Origin of the sequence: Bacteroides congonensis, from assembly GCF_900130125.1 — a bacterium.
GTDB classification, from domain to species: domain Bacteria; phylum Bacteroidota; class Bacteroidia; order Bacteroidales; family Bacteroidaceae; genus Bacteroides; species Bacteroides congonensis.
The window spans coordinates 662904-679241 of the sequence record NZ_FQXY01000008.1 but is presented as its reverse complement, the minus strand read 5'-3'; the positions used below and the strand labels follow the sequence as shown (position 1 = coordinate 679241).

The window sequence follows — 16338 nt, the reverse complement described above, 5'->3', positions numbered from 1 at the left end:
TCATTCTTCAAAATCATATTTTGCAAAGTTAATTCTTTAAATCTCATTTTCCACCATACTTCTTTATAAAGTTTACTTGTTTATCTCCTATTATTTTGTAGATTTGTAACTTTAAGTTTATTCAAAAAGACTTTCTATTCACATGAAAAAAGTAACTTTGTTAATGAGTGGAATCATGGTGATGTCATGCGCCCCCCAACAGAAAAAGGTGGTCTACCCCGAGACGGCAAAGGTAGACACAGTAGACGTGTACTTCGGCACACAAGTCCCCGATCCTTACAGATGGTTGGAAAATGACACTAGCGCAGCTACTACCGCCTGGGTAGAAGCACAGAACAGAGTAACAAACGAGTACCTGAGTCAAATTCCTTTCCGGGAAAACCTCCTGAAACGATTGACGGAACTGGCTGATTATGAAAAAATCAGTGCTCCGGTCAAAAAGCATGGGAAATATTATTTCAGCAAGAATAATGGTTTGCAGAATCAGAGTGTGTTCTACGTACAAGACTCCTTGGATGGCGAGCCCCGCGTATTCCTCGATCCGAACAAGCTGTCGGAAGACGGCACGGTAGCCCTCACGGGTCTTTACTTCTCCAACGACGGCAAGTACGCAGCTTACAGCATTTCACGCAGCGGTTCGGACTGGTCTGAAATCTACGTAATGGACACCGAAAGCGGAAAACTGCTTGAAGACCATATCGAATGGGCCAAATTCACCGGTGCCGCATGGCAGGAAGACGGCTTCTATTACAGCGCCTACGATGCTCCGAGCAAAGGAAAGGAATTCTCCAACGTGAACGAAAACCATAAAATCTATTACCATAAAATAGGCGAACCGCAATCGAAAGACAAACTGGTTTATCAGAATCCGGCTTATCCGAAACGCTTCTATACTTCCAGCACCAGTGAAGACGAACGTATCCTCTTCCTCACAGAATCCGGTGCCGGACGAGGAAACAACCTGTTTATCCGTGACCTGAAAAAGCCAGACTCTCCTTTCATCCAACTGACTACCGACCTTGACTACCAATATTATCCTATTGAAGTGATTGGTGACCAGATTTATATCTCCACCAACTACGGTGCACCGAAAAACAGAATCATGGTAGCCGACATCAACCGCCCGAAACTGGAAGACTGGAAAGAACTCGTCCCCGAATCGGAAGCAGTTCTTTCAAACGCAGAAGTGATTGGCGGCAAACTGTTCCTTACCTACGATAAGGACGCTTCTAACCACGCCTATGTTTACAACCTCGACGGCAAGCAATTGCAGGAAATCGAATTACCGTCGCTCGGCTCCGTAGGTTTCAGCGGCAACAAGGACGACAAAGAATGCTTCTTCGGATTCACTTCATTCACCATCCCCGGCGCTACCTATAAATATGACATGGACAACAACACCTACGAACTATACCGTGCTCCGAAAGTGCAATTCACCCCGGACGACTTCGTGACCGAACAAGTGTTCTATCCCAGCAAGGACGGCGTGAAAATCCCGATGTTCCTTACCTATAAGAAAGACCTGAAGAAAGACGGCAAGAACCCCGTATTCCTCTACGGTTACGGCGGCTTCGGCATCAGTCTCAATCCGGGCTTCAGCGCCACCCGCATCCCGTTCCTCGAAAACGGCGGAATCTACGCCCAGGTCAACCTTCGTGGCGGTAGCGAATACGGTGAAGACTGGCATGTAGCCGGAACCAAGATGCAGAAACAGAACGTATTCGACGACTTCATCTCGGCAGCCGAATACCTTATCGACCAGAAATATACCAATAAGGACAAGATAGCAATCGTAGGCGGATCCAACGGCGGACTGTTGGTAGGCGCCTGCATGACGCAACGCCCTGACCTGTTTCGCGTTGCCATCCCGCAAGTAGGTGTGATGGACATGCTCCGCTACCACAAATTCACCATCGGCTGGAACTGGGCAAGCGATTACGGAACAAGTGAAGACAGCAAAGAGATGTTCGAATACCTCAAAGGTTACTCTCCGCTACACAACCTGAAACCGGGTACCAAATACCCTGCAACTCTTGTCACCACTGCCGATCACGACGACCGTGTAGTTCCCGCCCACTCATTCAAGTTTGCCGCTACCCTGCAAGCAGACAATGACGGCACGAACCCCACACTTATCCGTATCGACAGCAAGGCCGGACACGGCGCCGGCAAACCGATGGCGAAAGTACTGGAAGAACAAGCAGACATTTACGGATTTATTATGTATAACCTGGGAATGAAGCCGAAATTCTAAAGCACAACTTTCTATTTGTAAGCACATAGAAACCCCGTAGCCTGTTTTTTACATTACAGGTCACGGGGCTTTATGTTTTTCAGCAGAAAAATTTGACATTTTATCATTATTTAATCAAAATATCGGCTTGAAAATAATCGAATCTGAAAAATTTTCCTATATTTGCAGTGAGTTAGTTGACATTTTATCAGAATTAACCTTTTAAAATATAGTATCATGAACATCCAAAAAATCATGTCCTCTTTGGAGGCAAAGCATCCCGGTGAATCTGAATATCTTCAAGCAGTCAAAGAAGTCCTTCTCTCCATTGAAGATATATACAATCAACATCCTGAATTTGAAAAAGCCAAAATCATAGAAAGATTGGTAGAGCCCGACCGTATCTTTACTTTCCGTGTGACGTGGGTAGACGATAAAGGTGAAGTGCAAACCAACCTCGGCTATCGCGTACAATTCAACAACGCTATCGGCCCGTACAAAGGCGGTATCCGTTTCCATGCTTCCGTGAACCTTTCCATCTTGAAATTCCTCGGTTTCGAACAGACATTCAAGAACGCACTGACTACCCTGCCTATGGGTGGCGGTAAAGGCGGTTCCGACTTCTCGCCACGTGGAAAGAGCGATGCTGAAATCATGCGTTTCTGCCAGGCATTCATGCTGGAATTATGGCGCCATCTCGGCCCGGATATGGATGTGCCTGCTGGCGACATCGGCGTAGGCGGACGCGAAGTAGGCTATATGTTCGGTATGTACAAGAAGCTGACCCGTGAATTTACAGGAACCTTCACCGGAAAAGGATTGGAATTCGGCGGTTCACTGATTCGTCCCGAAGCTACCGGTTTCGGTGGTCTGTACTTCGTTCATCAAATGTTGCAGGCAAAAAATATAGATATAAAAGGGAAGACAGTAGCCATCTCCGGATTTGGAAACGTTGCCTGGGGTGCAGCAACCAAAGCTACCGAACTGGGTGCGAAAGTAATCACCATCTCCGGCCCGGACGGATATATCTACGACCCGGATGGCATCAGCGGCGAAAAGATAGACTATATGCTTGAACTTCGTTCTTCGGGCAATGACATCGTTGCGCCTTACGCAGAAAAATATCCGAACGCAACTTTCGTAGAAGGCAAACGTCCCTGGGAAGTGAAAGCTGATATTGCGCTTCCTTGCGCGACTCAGAACGAATTAAATGGAGAAGATGCTCAAAATCTCATAAAAAATGACGTACTTTGCGTCGGAGAAATTTCCAACATGGGCTGTACGCCGGAAGCCATCGACCTCTTCATCGAACATAAGAAGATGTATGCCCCGGGCAAGGCAGTCAACGCAGGTGGTGTTGCCACTTCCGGACTGGAAATGTCTCAAAACGCCATGCACCTGAGCTGGAGTGCCGCCGAAGTGGACGAAAAACTCCACGCAATCATGCACGGTATCCATGCGCAATGCGTGAGGTACGGCACAGAACCCGACGGATACATTAATTATGTGAAGGGTGCCAACATTGCCGGATTCATGAAAGTAGCCCACGCAATGATGGGACAAGGCGTCATTTAGAAAGACTTTGTTTAGTTGTATTTGTATTTGTGGTTTGCGCTACTCGCCTCCTGTGACAGAACGCGGGTAGCGCTATTTTTTTGAAATTAACAATATTTTCAATGGAATTAATTATCTTTGTGGCATTGTAGGGTAAATAATAGATTGTGAAATTGTTATTCGGGATAATTAACTCACAACTAATAATTTATCACGCATAATTTTGTAAGAAATAATCATGTAACAAATAAATAAAGATGCTACAACCCGAATTAAAATTCCGCCGCGATAAGATTCGCAGTCTGATGGCGTTACAGGGCATTGACGCCGCGCTAATCACTTGTAATGCAAATTTAATTTATACTTATGGCTGCGTAGTCAGCGGTTATATTTATCTCCCTCTCCACTCACCTGCATTGCTGTTTTTCAAACGTCCCAATAATATCACAGGCGAACATGCGTTCCCTATCCGCAAACCCGAACAGATTGTCGATTTGCTGAAAGAACAAGGACTGCCGTTGCCTGCAAAACTGATGCTGGAAGGCGACGAACTTCCCTACACGGAATATTGCCGTTTGGCAAGCCTGTTTCCTGAAGCGGAAGTTGTGAACGGAACCCCGTTAATCCGCCAGGCACGCAGTGTAAAAACCCCTGTTGAAATAGAAATGCTCCGCCGTTCGGGCATTGCCCACGCAAAGGCATATGACCTGATACCGAGCGTATATCGCCCCGGCATGACCGATGTCGAGTTTTCTATCGAAATAGAACGCCTGATGCGTCTGCAAGGTTGCTTGGGCATTTTCCGCGTATTCGGACGCAGTATGGAAATATTCATGGGTAGCGTACTGACGGGAGACAACGCCGGCTATCCTTCTCCTTATGACTTTGCTTTAGGTGGTCAGGGACTTGACCCTGCCCTTCCGGGGGGAGCTAACAAGACTCCGCTGAAAGAAGGACAAAGCGTCATGGTAGATATAGGCGGTAACTTCAACGGATATATGGGCGATATGAGCCGCGTATTCTCCATCGGGAAACTATCGGAAGAAGCCTATGCGGCTCACCAAGTCTGTCTCGATATTCAGGAAAAGATTGCTGCCATGGCAAGACCGGGCGTTGCTTGTGAAAAACTATATGATGCTGCCATCGAAATAGTCACCGCAGCCGGATTCGCAGACAAATTCATGGGTACAGGTCAGCAAGCCAAGTTTATCGGTCACGGTATCGGTCTTGAAATCAATGAAGCCCCTGTCCTCGCCCCTCGCATCAAGCAGGAGTTGGAACCGGGAATGGTGTTTGCCCTCGAACCGAAAATCGTTCTTCCGGGTGTAGGCCCTGTCGGCATAGAAAACTCCTGGGTAGTCACTAATGAAGGAATCGAAAAGCTAACTAATTGCAATGAAGAAATTATCGAATTGAAATAATTCTTTCATTACAAGAGTATTATAAAAGACACCAAAAACATACTATAACGAGGGCCTCAAACACAAAAAGAGGCTCTCTGTTATTCCAATCAATTTTATACATACACTGACAAACATGCCCATTATATCAATTTTTTAATCAATTTAATAATACCCCCAACAAGATGATGAAACAACCTTTGATTCTAACCCTTGTATCTTCTGTTGCTTGCACCGCAACCGCAACGAACAAAATGCCGGAAAACACAACACCGACAAAGTCAAAAACCCCTAACGTCGTATTCATCTACGCTGACGACCTCGGCTACGGAGACTTGCAATGCTACGGAGCCAAAAACGTAGAAACTCCCAATGTCAACCGACTGGCAAAATCGGGTATTCTTTTTACCAATGCCCACGCCACAGCCGCCACCAGTACTCCTTCCCGCTACTCCATGCTGACAGGAGAATACGCATGGCGTAAAAAAGGAACGGACGTAGCTGCCGGAAATGCCGGAATGATTATCCGTCCCAAACAATACACGATGGCAGATATGTTCAAAAGTACGGGATACACTACCGCTGCCGTCGGCAAATGGCATCTTGGACTCGGCGATAAGGCGGGCACACAAGACTGGAACGCTCCCCTGCCCTGCGCACTGGGCGATTTGGGCTTCGACTACCATTACATCATGGCTGCCACAGCCGACCGCGTTCCCTGCGTGTACATCGAAAACGGGAAAGTAGCCAACTACGACCCCAGCGCACCTATCGAAGTAAGCTACCAGAAGAACTTCGAAGGCGAACCTACCGGAAAAAGCAACCCTGAAATGCTGTATAACCTGAAACCCAGCCACGGTCACGACATGTCCATCGTCAACGGAATTTCCCGTATCGGCTACATGAAAGGCGGCGGAAAGGCACTCTGGAAAGACGAGAATATAGCGGACTCACTAACCACCCACGCCATCCAATTCATTGAAGAAAACAAGGACAAGCCTTTTTTCCTTTACTTCGCAACAAATGACGTACACGTTCCCCGCTTCCCTCACGACCGTTTCAGAGGAAAGAATCCGATGGGGTTGAGAGGTGACGCCATCGTACAGTTCGACTATTGCGTCGGCGAAATACTGAACACACTGGAGAAACTGGGATTGAGGGAAAACACCCTCATCATCCTTTCAAGCGATAACGGCCCGGTAGTTGATGACGGATATGATGATAAAGCAGAAGAACTCCTCAACGGACACAGCCCTGCCGGACCACTAAGAGGTAATAAATACAGTGCTTTCGAAGGCGGAACCCGTATCCCTGCCATCCTTAGCTGGCCTGCCGGAGTGAAAAAAGGCATGACTTCAGACCTGTTGGTTTCACAAATCGACTGGTTGGCTTCGCTCGCTTCACTGACGGGAGCCATTATGCCCAAAAACACCGCTCCGGACAGCTACAATTTCCTCGGAAGCTGGTTGGGCAAAGACAAGAAAGACCGTCCGTGGGTTATCGAGCAGGCTTCCAACCACACACTGTCCGTCCGCACCAAAGACTGGAAATACATCGAACCCAGTAACGGGCCGAAAATGATTCAGTGGGGACCGAAGATTGAAACCGGAAACTCCAAAGAACCTCAGCTCTACAAAATGCAGGAAGTGAAAGAGGTGACCAACTATGCTTCCCAAATGCCTGAAAAAGTGACCGAACTGCAAAATATTCTCCAAAGTGTACGCGACGGAAAGGATATTATAGGCAAATAATTCCGGATACTCATACATTCAACCTTAAAAAACAGACATTCAACCTTTAAAAATAAAACAACCTAATGGATTATAAATCAATCTCAATAATTGGCGGCACACTGCTCTTATCCGCCCTATCCGCCAATGCACAGAAAAAGAATGCCCGACCTAATATTATATTTATCCTCTGCGATGACATGGGATACGGAGATTTGGGCTGCTACGGCCAGCCGTTCATACGCACTCCCCATATAGACGCTATGGCAAGCGAAGGCATACGTTTCACGCAAGCGTATGCGGGCAGTCCCGTCAGCGCTCCTTCGAGGGCTTCGTTCATGACAGGACAACACAGCGGCCACTGCGAAGTACGCGGCAACAAGGAATATTGGGGAAATTCCCCCATCATCATGTACGGAAACAACAAAGAATATTCCGTAGTGGGACAACATCCTTACGACCCCGACCACATCATCCTGCCGGAAATCATGAAAGACAACGGCTATACCACAGGTATGTTCGGCAAATGGGCGGGCGGCTACGAAGGCTCCTGCTCCACTCCCGACAAACGGGGCATAGACGAATATTACGGCTATATCTGCCAGTTCCAGGCTCACCTCTACTACCCCAACTTCCTGAACCGATACAGCAAAGCGCTGGGCGACACAGGCGTAGTACGTGTCATCATGGACGAAAACATCAAATATCCGATGTACGGTCCCGACTACCAGAAACGTCCGCAGTATTCCGCCGACATGATTCACGAGAAAGCAATGGAGTGGTTGGACAATCAGGACGGCAAGCAACCGTTCTTCGGGGTATTTACTTACACTTTGCCTCATGCGGAACTGGTTCAGCCGGAAGATTCTCTTCTGAACGAATATAAGGCAAAGTTCGACCCTGACAAAGTATTCAAAGGCAGTGAAGGCTCACGCTACAACGCCATCACGCATACACACGCCCAATTTGCAGCCATGATTACCCGCCTTGACTATTACGTAGGCGAAGTCCTGAAAAAGCTGAAAGAGAAAGGACTGGACGAGAATACATTAGTTATCTTCTCCAGTGACAACGGCCCTCACGAGGAAGGCGGAGCCGACCCTACTTTCTTCGGCAGAGACGGAAAACTGCGCGGACTGAAACGCCAGTGTCACGAAGGCGGCATACGTATTCCGTTTATCGCCCGTTGGCCGGGACGTGTACCCGCAGGTGAAGTGAACGACCATATCTGTGCTTTCTATGACTTAATGCCTACTTTCTGCGATGTAGCCGGCATCAAGAACTACGAAAAGAAATACCGCAACAAAGAGAAAGAGGTGGATTATTTCGACGGAATCTCTTTCGCCCCGACATTGCTGGGCAAGAAGAAACAGAAACAGCATGACTTCCTGTATTGGGAATTCAATGAAACGAACCAGATAGCGGTACGCATGGGCGACTGGAAACTAATCGTCAAGAAGGGAAAGCCTTCCCTCTACAATCTGAAAACGGATATTCACGAGGACAACGATATAGCACTCCAACATCCTGAGATCGTGGAAAAGATGAAAGCCATCATCTTTGAGCAACATACTCCGAATCAACATTTCTCTGTGACGTTGCCCAAATAGATGATTTATAGTTAAGACATAAGAACAAAAGAACATATTATTAATGAGTACTTTTTATCAAGCAATGATAAATTATAATTCTCAAAAATAATATGTTCTTTTGTTCTTATGTCTTAAACTTCCAATATATCAACCCACAGGCGTCATCCCCATCTTCTTCGCCCGCTCCATCAGAAAAGCATAGGCAGCTTCATATTCATTGGGAATCACACCGTCCAGAATGGCATCCTTTATCGCGCTTTTCAGCACACCCACTTCCCGGCACGGCTGCAAACCGAAGATTTCCATAATCTTCTCCCCGCTCACAGGCGGCTGAAAATTACGTACCCGGTCTTTTTCTTCCAAGTCCTTCAGTTTCTGACGTACCAACTGGAAGTTATTCAGGAAGCGCTGCTTGCGTTCCATATTCTTAGAAGTAATATCCGCTTCGCAGAGCATCATCAAGTCATCAATATCATCCCCCGCCTCGAAGAGCAAACGACGCACCGCCGAATCCGTCACCACATCATCCGCTATCACAATAGGACGCATATGCAGACTAACCAACTTCTGCACATACTTCATCTTCTCATTCATTGGCAGCTTCATCTTCCGAAAGATAGACGGAATCATCTTCTCACCTATGAAATTATGATTGTGGAACGTCCATCCCGCCTTCGGCTCCCAACGCTTCGTAGCAGGCTTGGCAATATCGTGCAGCAATGCCGCCCAACGCAACCAAAGATTATCAGTCTTCTTGCTGATATTATCCAACACTTCCAACGTATGATAAAAATTATCCTTGTGCGAACGCCCGTTCCGTGTCTCCACCCCTTGCAAAGCTGCAAATTCCGGAAAAATCAAAGGCAGCAACCCACTACGGTCGAGGTCGATGAACCCTTTGGACGGAATCGGTGAAAGAATAATCTTATTCAGTTCGTCCGCAATGCGCTCACGGGATATAATTTCAATCCGCTCCTTATTGCGGCAAAGAGAATCGAAAGTATCATCATCAATATAAAAGCCCAACTGCGTGGCAAAACGGATACAGCGCATCATGCGCAACGGGTCGTCACTAAAAGTAATATCGGGGTCGAGCGGAGTACGAATCGTCTTCTCCTTCATATCTTCCAACCCGCCGAACGGGTCTACCAATTCACCGAAACGTGCCTTATTGAGACAAACTGCAAGGGCGTTGATAGTGAAATCCCGACGGTTCTGGTCATCTTCCAGCGTACCGTCCTCTACAATCGGTTTGCGCGAATCCCGCTGGTACGACTCCTTGCGCGCACCTACAAATTCGACTTCCGTACCTTTATATTTTACCTGTGCCGTTCCGAAATTCTTGAAAACAGAAACGTGCGCCCCCCGTCCCAAATGCCGGCCGAGTGCTTCCGCCATTGCAATTCCACTGCCTACAACTACTACATCTATATCTTTAGAGGGACGTTGCAGAAAAATATCGCGAACATAACCGCCTACCACATAGCACTCCAAACCGAGCGCATCCGCCGTTTCGGCTATCTGTCCGAAGATGGGTTCGCTGAATTGCTGCTTCAATTCCTCTTGAGTCAACTCTATCATTCCTTTTAGTTATACGTTTTGAGGGTGCAAAATTACAAAAATAAGGGATATATTTGTACTTTTGCCATTAATAAGTGAACAATGCACCATAAACAGGCCGTCTGTCCTGAATCGTAAACTGTAAACAATAAAATAGTAAATAAGACTTGTGATGAAAAAACTGATTATCCTCTTTTGCGGCACGCTGGCACTGGCTGCCTGCGGCAACGGGCTTGAGAAAAAAGCCAATGAGAAACTGGCAGTTGCCAAAGCTGCCTACGAACGTGGCGACTACGAAGAAGCCAAGTCGCAAATCGACAGTATCAAAATCCTCTACCCCAAAGCCTTCGAAGCACGCAAAGCGGGACAGGCACTGATGCTCGATGTAGAGACTAAGGCACAGCAGAAGACACTCGCTTACCTCGACAGCGCCTTCCAGGCAAAGACCGGGGAATTCAACGCTATCAAAGATAAGTTTATCCTTGAGAAAGACGCCGAATATCAGCAGGTAGGCAATTACCTTCATCCTGCACAGACTGTTGAAAAGAACATGCACCGCTCCTTTCTCCGCTTCCAGGTGGACGAACTGGGCAACATGAGCATGACTTCCATCTATTGCGGCGCAGGCAATATCCATCATGTAGGTGTCAAAGTAGTTGCCCCCGACGGCAGCTTTGCCGAAACTCCGGCTTCCAAGGACAGCTATGAAACAACCGACATGAATGAAAAGATAGAGAAAGCGGACTACAAACTGGGAGCGGACGGAAACGTTATCGGATTCATCAACCTCAACAAAGACAAGAATCTACGCGTAGAATACCTCGGCGACCGTGCCTACAAGACAACCATGAGCCCGACCGACCGCCAGGCTGCGGCATCTGTCTACGAGTTGGCACAGATTCTTTCCGCCATGCAGCAGATTAAGAAAGAACAAGAAGAAGCCAATCTGAAAATCGAGTTTATCAATAAGAAAAAAGAACGGAAAGCGCAGGAAGAGGTTGCCGATAAATAAAGGCTACTAATAAATAGAGGTAACCGACAATAAAGAAGGTACCTCTCCGGCAAAAAACAAAGTACAGACGGGAATAGTCGTGATTTTTCATATCAACAACTATTCCCGTCAACTATCTTATCACGTTCTCCATTCCCCTGCTTCAGAGAAACAGCGTTACCTGCCACCGCCTCACTTCACCCTTCTATTCAACTGATTATTAGCCTTTTCCTGCTTCGACTTCCCCACCCGTTTTCCGGAACTCTTCTTTTTCCCTGCTCCGGACTTTGCCTTTCCGGCAAAAGGATTATTACTTTTTTTTATTGGCATAGCTTACTCCTTATTCTCCTTCATAAAACTCGCCCAAGAACCAGCGAGCCACAAAATCCCAATTCTCCTGCAACAGCGCCTTTCCGTTCTCGAACGGGAACTGTGCGTCCGGCAGCAGATTATGCTCCATTCCATACTTCAGCAAGTCGAACGGACACAACCCTTCTTCGCAGAACATTTCATACGCCCCTTCCTCAGCCTCTTCGACACTATAAAACGGATTATTCTTATCAGCAAAAAACTGAGCCACATCAGGGCCTATCAACAACCCTTTCGGATTGCCATAAACAACGAAATTATCGAACTCCGCCAAATCCGGCAACAGAGCATCTTCCTCATCTTCCCACTTCAAAGAATTTACAAAGAAGAATTTCAGAGCATTGTATGAACCAAAGAACATGAGCGACTCTCCATTACTTGCCTCGAAGAAACGTTCCACATTCGTCGGCATCTTCTCTCCCGGCAAAGCCACCGGCAGAGGTTCGCGCTTCTTCTGCATCAGTTCCGTCTCCATCATCCACCCCGGGGCGAGATACTCACTGATAGGAGCCGACTCGAAAACAGCATCCAAACGCTCGTAAAGTACATCCGCAAACTCCAGCAAATCCTTGTCCATCGGATTCTCCACCCAGTCGAAATCATCACCGACCGGCGAATTGATAGCCCACAGCAGGAAAGCGATGTCCTCACGGTTGATTTCATCCGGCAAGTAGTCCTCAGACAGCGGATAGAACGGCAGGTAACGGCCGTAATTCTCCTTATGCCAGTGAATAAACTCCCGCCAGTGTCCCGCGTCCGCCACGCAATCTTCCAGATACAGGGCACACGACAAAGCCACCCGCCGTTGGTCTTCCACCATTTCCCTGCCTTGATACATATAAGAGTTCGCCACCAACGGCAACAGTTCGTTAGCCAGATTAAGATACCACTCATCCGTGGCCATCACCTTCGCACGACCATGTATCTCAGTCCATGCCCGCATATAAATCTTCTGTTCCTTCATCGTTACAGTCGTTACAATGTTTCAGTCGTTACAATCGTTTCAAAGCCAGTTTAATCACCTTTTCTACCGGAGCATCCGGCTCTTCCTTCAATATAGCCATCACCACCTTCTGCGAAGGCGCAGCGGCAAAACCGAGCATCGTCAATGCGGCCACAGCCTCTTCCATCACTTCCGCGTTGGCAGCTTGCAGCAACATGCCACCCGCACCGGCAACACCGCCGGCAGCAGACATTCCCATCGTCTTGATTTTATCCTTCAAGTCGACAATCACACGCTGCGCAGTCTTCAGCCCGATACCCTTCACCGTCTTCAGCATATTCGCGTTCTCGGTACTGATTACATTCACCAGTTCGGCAGGCGAAAGAGCGGAGAGAATCATACGCGCCGTATTCCCGCCAATGCCCGAAACAGAAATCAGCAGCAGGAAAATCTCCCGCTCCTGCTTCTCGGCAAAGCCATAAAGCACATACGCATCCTCACGAATCGCCTCATAAATATACAACTTACAGGTTTTCTTTCCCTGAATAGCCGAATAAGTATTCAAGGATATATTGGCGGCATACCCCACCCCGTTACAGTCAATCACTGCGGTTGCCGGACTAAGTTCGGCAAGCTCGCCTCTAACATACTCTATCATAATGCCCACAAAGATAAAACTTTCCCGCCACAGATTCTCCTGTTTTTTACAGATTATTCTTTTCCGTAGCCCGACAGTTAAAATCTGAGGGCATCAACCGGCGCATTTCATGCAAACTGTAGCGAATCTAAAAAAAATAAAAATAATGCCGCCCGTAAACAATCCTTCCTTATATTTTGTTTACTTTTGTGGCAGAAATAAAGAAAAATGTTCATATAAAACCAAGAAAAGAATGAAAAAAGTAAGAGCCGCCATCGTTGGCTATGGCAACATTGGACACTATGTACTTGAAGCGCTACAGGCAGCGCCTGATTTCGAAATAGCCGGAGTCGTTCGTCGTGCAGGAGCAGAGAACAAGCCGGAAGAGTTGGCAAACTATGCAGTAGTAAAGGACATTAAAGAGCTGGAAGGCGTAGACGTGGCAATTCTTTGCACGCCGACCCGCAGCGTTGAAAAATATGCAAAAGAATACCTGGCTATGGGCATCAATACCGTAGACAGCTTCGATATTCACACCGGCATCGTTGACTTGCGCCGCACACTGGACGCAGCAGCCAAGGAACACAAAGCCGTATCCATCATCTCCGCAGGCTGGGACCCGGGAAGTGACTCCATCGTGCGTACGATGCTCGAAGCAATTGCCCCGAAAGGCATCACCTACACCAACTTCGGTCCGGGCATGAGCATGGGACACACCGTAGCCGTGAAAGCCATCGACGGAGTGAAAGCCGCTCTTTCCATGACGATCCCTACGGGCACAGGTATCCACCGCCGCATGGTGTATATCGAACTGAAAGACGGATACAAATTTGAAGAAGTAGCCGCCGCCATCAAGGCAGACCCGTACTTCGTGAACGACGAGACACACGTGAAACTCGTTCCGAGCGTAGACGCGCTGCTCGACATGGGACACGGTGTAAATCTGACTCGCAAAGGTGTATCGGGAAAAACCCAGAACCAGTTGTTCGAATTTAATATGCGCATCAACAACCCCGCACTGACCGCACAGGTACTGGTATGCGTGGCACGCGCTTCCATGAGACAACAACCGGGATGCTACACTATGGTGGAAGTGCCGGTAATCGACCTCCTTCCGGGCGACCGTGAAGAGTGGATCGGACACTTAGTATAATATTTTATCCATCCGGTAAATAAAAAAATAGAGAAAGGTGCACTGCCTTTCTCTATTTTTTTTATCTTTGCGAGAATAGTACTAAAAAACACACTAACAATGGGAAAACTATTCATTCTCTGCGCATTACTATTCCAACTCCTGTCGCCCGTTTACTCGCAGCAAACAGTCACAGACGTCATCACCCCCAGTATGAAATACGGCAAGCCCACCATGGAAGAGCTGAAGATGACCACCTACGCACCGGACACCGCCGCAACCGCCGTCGTACTGTACTCCAGAAACAACGCCCGCTACGACCTGCTGAACAATGACTTCCGGCTCGTGTACACTTATGAGATAAAAATAAAGGTACTGAAATCCGAAGGTGCGTCTTATGCGGACATCATCATACCTTATTATTCGAAAGAAAGAGGGGGCGGCACCATGAAAGAAAACATCACCCAGCTCGACGCTTCCGCCTACAACCTCGAAGACGGTAAGATAGTCCGCACCAAGATGAAGCGAGACCTCGTCTTCGAAGAAAGACTCAACAAGAGTTATATGCAGATAAAATTCTCCATCCCCGCCGTCCGTGAGGGAACCGTATTCGAGTACAAATACCAGCTCAATTCCGACTTCTATTACAGCATCAACCACTGGGAAGCGCAGAGAAGCATCCCCGTCATCCACACGCAATATGACATCACCATCCCCGAATATTTCCTGTTCAACCTCGACATGAGAGGCTCACATTCACTGAACATGAAAGACCAGTCGGAAAGCCTTTCCTACACGCTCCACTACCAAAACGGCCAAGTGGAACAGCTTCTCTGTACCGGACGCCACCTAAGCTTTACCGGCAAGCAACTGCCCGCTCTCCGTCTCGACAAATACGTATGGTGCGCGGACGATTACATGAGCGGTGTCGGCTTCGAACTGCGTGGAATCAACTTCCCCGGCTCACTCTACAAATCGTTCACCAATACCTGGGAGACTATCGACAAGATGCTGCTCGAAGACGAGGACTTCGGTTCCCTGCTCAAAATGCGTAATCCCTACCGCGACGAGATGACTGCACTGGCGCTCGACAAACTGACCGACAGACAGGACAAGATTGCCGCCATCTACACCTTCCTCAAAAAGAAAATGTCATGGAACGGACAATACGGACTTTACGGCAGCGAAGTGAGAAAAGCGATAAAGAACGGAACCGGCAGCAACGCAGACATCAACTTCGTACTCATGAGCATGCTGCGTGACGCGCAGATTCCCTGCTATCCGGCCGTGATGAGCCGCAAGACGTTGGGGATTCTTCCACTCTCGCACCCTTCCATCCAAAAGTTGAACACGTTCGTAGTCGGCATAGCGGACACGGACAGCACTTTCGTATTCCTCGATGGCTCCGTCACCAACGGATATATGAACACGCTGCCACCCGTACTGATGGTAGACCGCGCCCGTCTCCTCAGCAAAGCGGACGGGGGTAACTGGATAGACCTCAGCCAACTCGGCAAGAACCAAATCCGCTCGTCCATCAATGCGCAGATTCATGCCGACGGACGAATAACGGGAACCCGCCAGACCGGATACACCGGACAGCACGCCGCCAACTTCCGCAGAAACTATCACGCCGCCAAAGACAGCGCGGAGTTTATCACCAAACTGGAAACGGAAGAAAACATCAAAGTGAAAACATTCTCAACCACAGGCGTGAACGCTTTCTCTTCCATCGTAAAGGAGAGTCTCGAATTTGAAAAACAAGCGAACGTGAACGACAATCTGATTTACATCAACCCGATGATTTTCTTGCATGTCAGCAAATGTCCGTTCACCCAGGCCGAACGCCAACTGCCGCTGGAAATGCCTTATGCCGAACAAATCATTCAGGTGACCAACCTCACTATCCCCGAAGGATATACCGTCGACGAACTGCCGGCTCCCTTGAATGCGTTTACGGAAGACAAACAGGGATTCTGCCGCTACCTCGTACATCAGAACGGCAACCAGCTTATCATCACCTACTCGTTCAGTTCCAACAAACTGATTTATCCCACCAGCGAATACAAGTTGGTGAAATCGTTCTGGGAACTGATTGCCGAGAAAAACAACGAGATATTAGTACTCAAAAAAATATAGCCGGCGTAGCGCCGGAGCAAGGTTTCCATTCGGTGTATTAGTATTTTAGGCACGGATT

Annotated in this window: 12 protein-coding genes; 8 read left to right on the top strand and 4 right to left on the bottom strand. The window is 47.9% G+C overall.

Annotated elements, in window-relative coordinates; genetic code table 11:
- Positions 1–142 precede the first annotated feature (142 nt).
- The 5 genes from BQ7997_RS06115 to BQ7997_RS06095 all read left to right on the top strand — a co-directional run bounded on the left by BQ7997_RS06115 (position 143) and on the right by BQ7997_RS06095 (position 8527).
- The gene (locus BQ7997_RS06115) at positions 143–2254 is read left to right on the top strand and encodes a prolyl oligopeptidase family serine peptidase (protein ID WP_073344531.1); all 2112 of its coding nucleotides are present in this window, start codon (positions 143–145) and stop codon (positions 2252–2254) included.
- Between the two features lie 216 nt (positions 2255–2470).
- Positions 2471–3808 carry an NADP-specific glutamate dehydrogenase gene (gene gdhA, locus BQ7997_RS06110; protein ID WP_022136530.1) on the top strand — a complete coding sequence of 446 codons (1338 nt, stop codon included), beginning with the start codon at positions 2471–2473 and terminating at the stop codon, positions 3806–3808.
- Between the two features lie 236 nt (positions 3809–4044).
- Positions 4045–5208, top strand: coding sequence for a M24 family metallopeptidase (locus BQ7997_RS06105; RefSeq protein ID WP_073344528.1), 1164 nt, complete (start codon positions 4045–4047; stop codon positions 5206–5208).
- 167 nt (positions 5209–5375) lie between these two features.
- On the top strand, positions 5376–6938 hold the full coding sequence (locus BQ7997_RS06100; protein WP_073344844.1) for a sulfatase family protein: 1563 nt from the start codon (positions 5376–5378) through the stop codon (positions 6936–6938).
- A 65-nt stretch (positions 6939–7003) separates the two neighbouring features.
- The gene (locus tag BQ7997_RS06095) at positions 7004–8527 is read left to right on the top strand and encodes an arylsulfatase (protein ID WP_073344526.1); all 1524 of its coding nucleotides are present in this window, start codon (positions 7004–7006) and stop codon (positions 8525–8527) included.
- A gap of 129 nt (positions 8528–8656) precedes the next feature.
- Here BQ7997_RS06095 and BQ7997_RS06090 read toward each other — a convergent pair whose 3' ends face one another.
- Positions 8657–10090 carry a CCA tRNA nucleotidyltransferase gene (locus BQ7997_RS06090; protein ID WP_073344523.1) on the bottom strand — a complete coding sequence of 478 codons (1434 nt, stop codon included), beginning with the start codon at positions 10088–10090 and terminating at the stop codon, positions 8657–8659.
- Positions 10091–10241: 151 nt separating this feature from the next.
- Between BQ7997_RS06090 and BQ7997_RS06085 the strand changes: the two genes are divergently transcribed.
- The gene (locus BQ7997_RS06085) at positions 10242–11081 is read left to right on the top strand and encodes an outer membrane protein assembly factor BamD (RefSeq protein ID WP_044654427.1); all 840 of its coding nucleotides are present in this window, start codon (positions 10242–10244) and stop codon (positions 11079–11081) included.
- Positions 11082–11252: 171 nt separating this feature from the next.
- Here the strand turns inward: BQ7997_RS06085 and BQ7997_RS25670 are convergent, their stop codons facing one another.
- The 3 genes from BQ7997_RS25670 to ruvA are packed head-to-tail and all read right to left on the bottom strand — an operon-like array spanning position 11253 to position 13030.
- Complete coding sequence (locus tag BQ7997_RS25670; RefSeq protein ID WP_097677748.1) at positions 11253–11390, bottom strand: hypothetical protein; 138 nt, start codon at positions 11388–11390, stop codon at positions 11253–11255.
- Between the two features lie 10 nt (positions 11391–11400).
- Positions 11401–12393, bottom strand: coding sequence for a DUF3843 family protein (locus BQ7997_RS06080; protein ID WP_022136519.1), 993 nt, complete (start codon positions 12391–12393; stop codon positions 11401–11403).
- A 28-nt stretch (positions 12394–12421) separates the two neighbouring features.
- The gene (gene ruvA / locus BQ7997_RS06075; RefSeq protein WP_044654431.1) at positions 12422–13030 is read right to left on the bottom strand and encodes a Holliday junction branch migration protein RuvA; all 609 of its coding nucleotides are present in this window, start codon (positions 13028–13030) and stop codon (positions 12422–12424) included.
- A gap of 232 nt (positions 13031–13262) precedes the next feature.
- Between ruvA and BQ7997_RS06070 the strand changes: the two genes are divergently transcribed.
- Positions 13263–14162, top strand: coding sequence for a diaminopimelate dehydrogenase (locus BQ7997_RS06070; protein WP_073344842.1), 900 nt, complete (start codon positions 13263–13265; stop codon positions 14160–14162).
- A gap of 99 nt (positions 14163–14261) precedes the next feature.
- Positions 14262–16280 carry a DUF3857 domain-containing protein gene (locus BQ7997_RS06065; protein ID WP_073344521.1) on the top strand — a complete coding sequence of 673 codons (2019 nt, stop codon included), beginning with the start codon at positions 14262–14264 and terminating at the stop codon, positions 16278–16280.
- Positions 16281–16338 lie beyond the last annotated feature (58 nt).

Bases quoted from the DNA above. Each gene is read 5' to 3' on its own strand.
- BQ7997_RS06115 (WP_073344531.1), top strand. From the start codon at position 143: ATGAAAAAAGTAACTTTGTTAATGAGTGGAATCATGGTGATGTCATGC.
- gdhA (WP_022136530.1), top strand. From the start codon at position 2,471: ATGAACATCCAAAAAATCATGTCCTCTTTGGAGGCAAAGCATCCCGGT.
- BQ7997_RS06105 (WP_073344528.1), top strand. From the start codon at position 4,045: ATGCTACAACCCGAATTAAAATTCCGCCGCGATAAGATTCGCAGTCTG.
- BQ7997_RS06100 (WP_073344844.1), top strand. From the start codon at position 5,376: ATGAAACAACCTTTGATTCTAACCCTTGTATCTTCTGTTGCTTGCACC.
- BQ7997_RS06095 (WP_073344526.1), top strand. From the start codon at position 7,004: ATGGATTATAAATCAATCTCAATAATTGGCGGCACACTGCTCTTATCC.
- BQ7997_RS06090 (WP_073344523.1), bottom strand. From the start codon at position 10,090: ATGATAGAGTTGACTCAAGAGGAATTGAAGCAGCAATTCAGCGAACCC.
- BQ7997_RS06085 (WP_044654427.1), top strand. From the start codon at position 10,242: ATGAAAAAACTGATTATCCTCTTTTGCGGCACGCTGGCACTGGCTGCC.
- BQ7997_RS25670 (WP_097677748.1), bottom strand. From the start codon at position 11,390: ATGCCAATAAAAAAAAGTAATAATCCTTTTGCCGGAAAGGCAAAGTCC.
- BQ7997_RS06080 (WP_022136519.1), bottom strand. From the start codon at position 12,393: ATGAAGGAACAGAAGATTTATATGCGGGCATGGACTGAGATACATGGT.
- ruvA (WP_044654431.1), bottom strand. From the start codon at position 13,030: ATGATAGAGTATGTTAGAGGCGAGCTTGCCGAACTTAGTCCGGCAACC.
- BQ7997_RS06070 (WP_073344842.1), top strand. From the start codon at position 13,263: ATGAAAAAAGTAAGAGCCGCCATCGTTGGCTATGGCAACATTGGACAC.
- BQ7997_RS06065 (WP_073344521.1), top strand. From the start codon at position 14,262: ATGGGAAAACTATTCATTCTCTGCGCATTACTATTCCAACTCCTGTCG.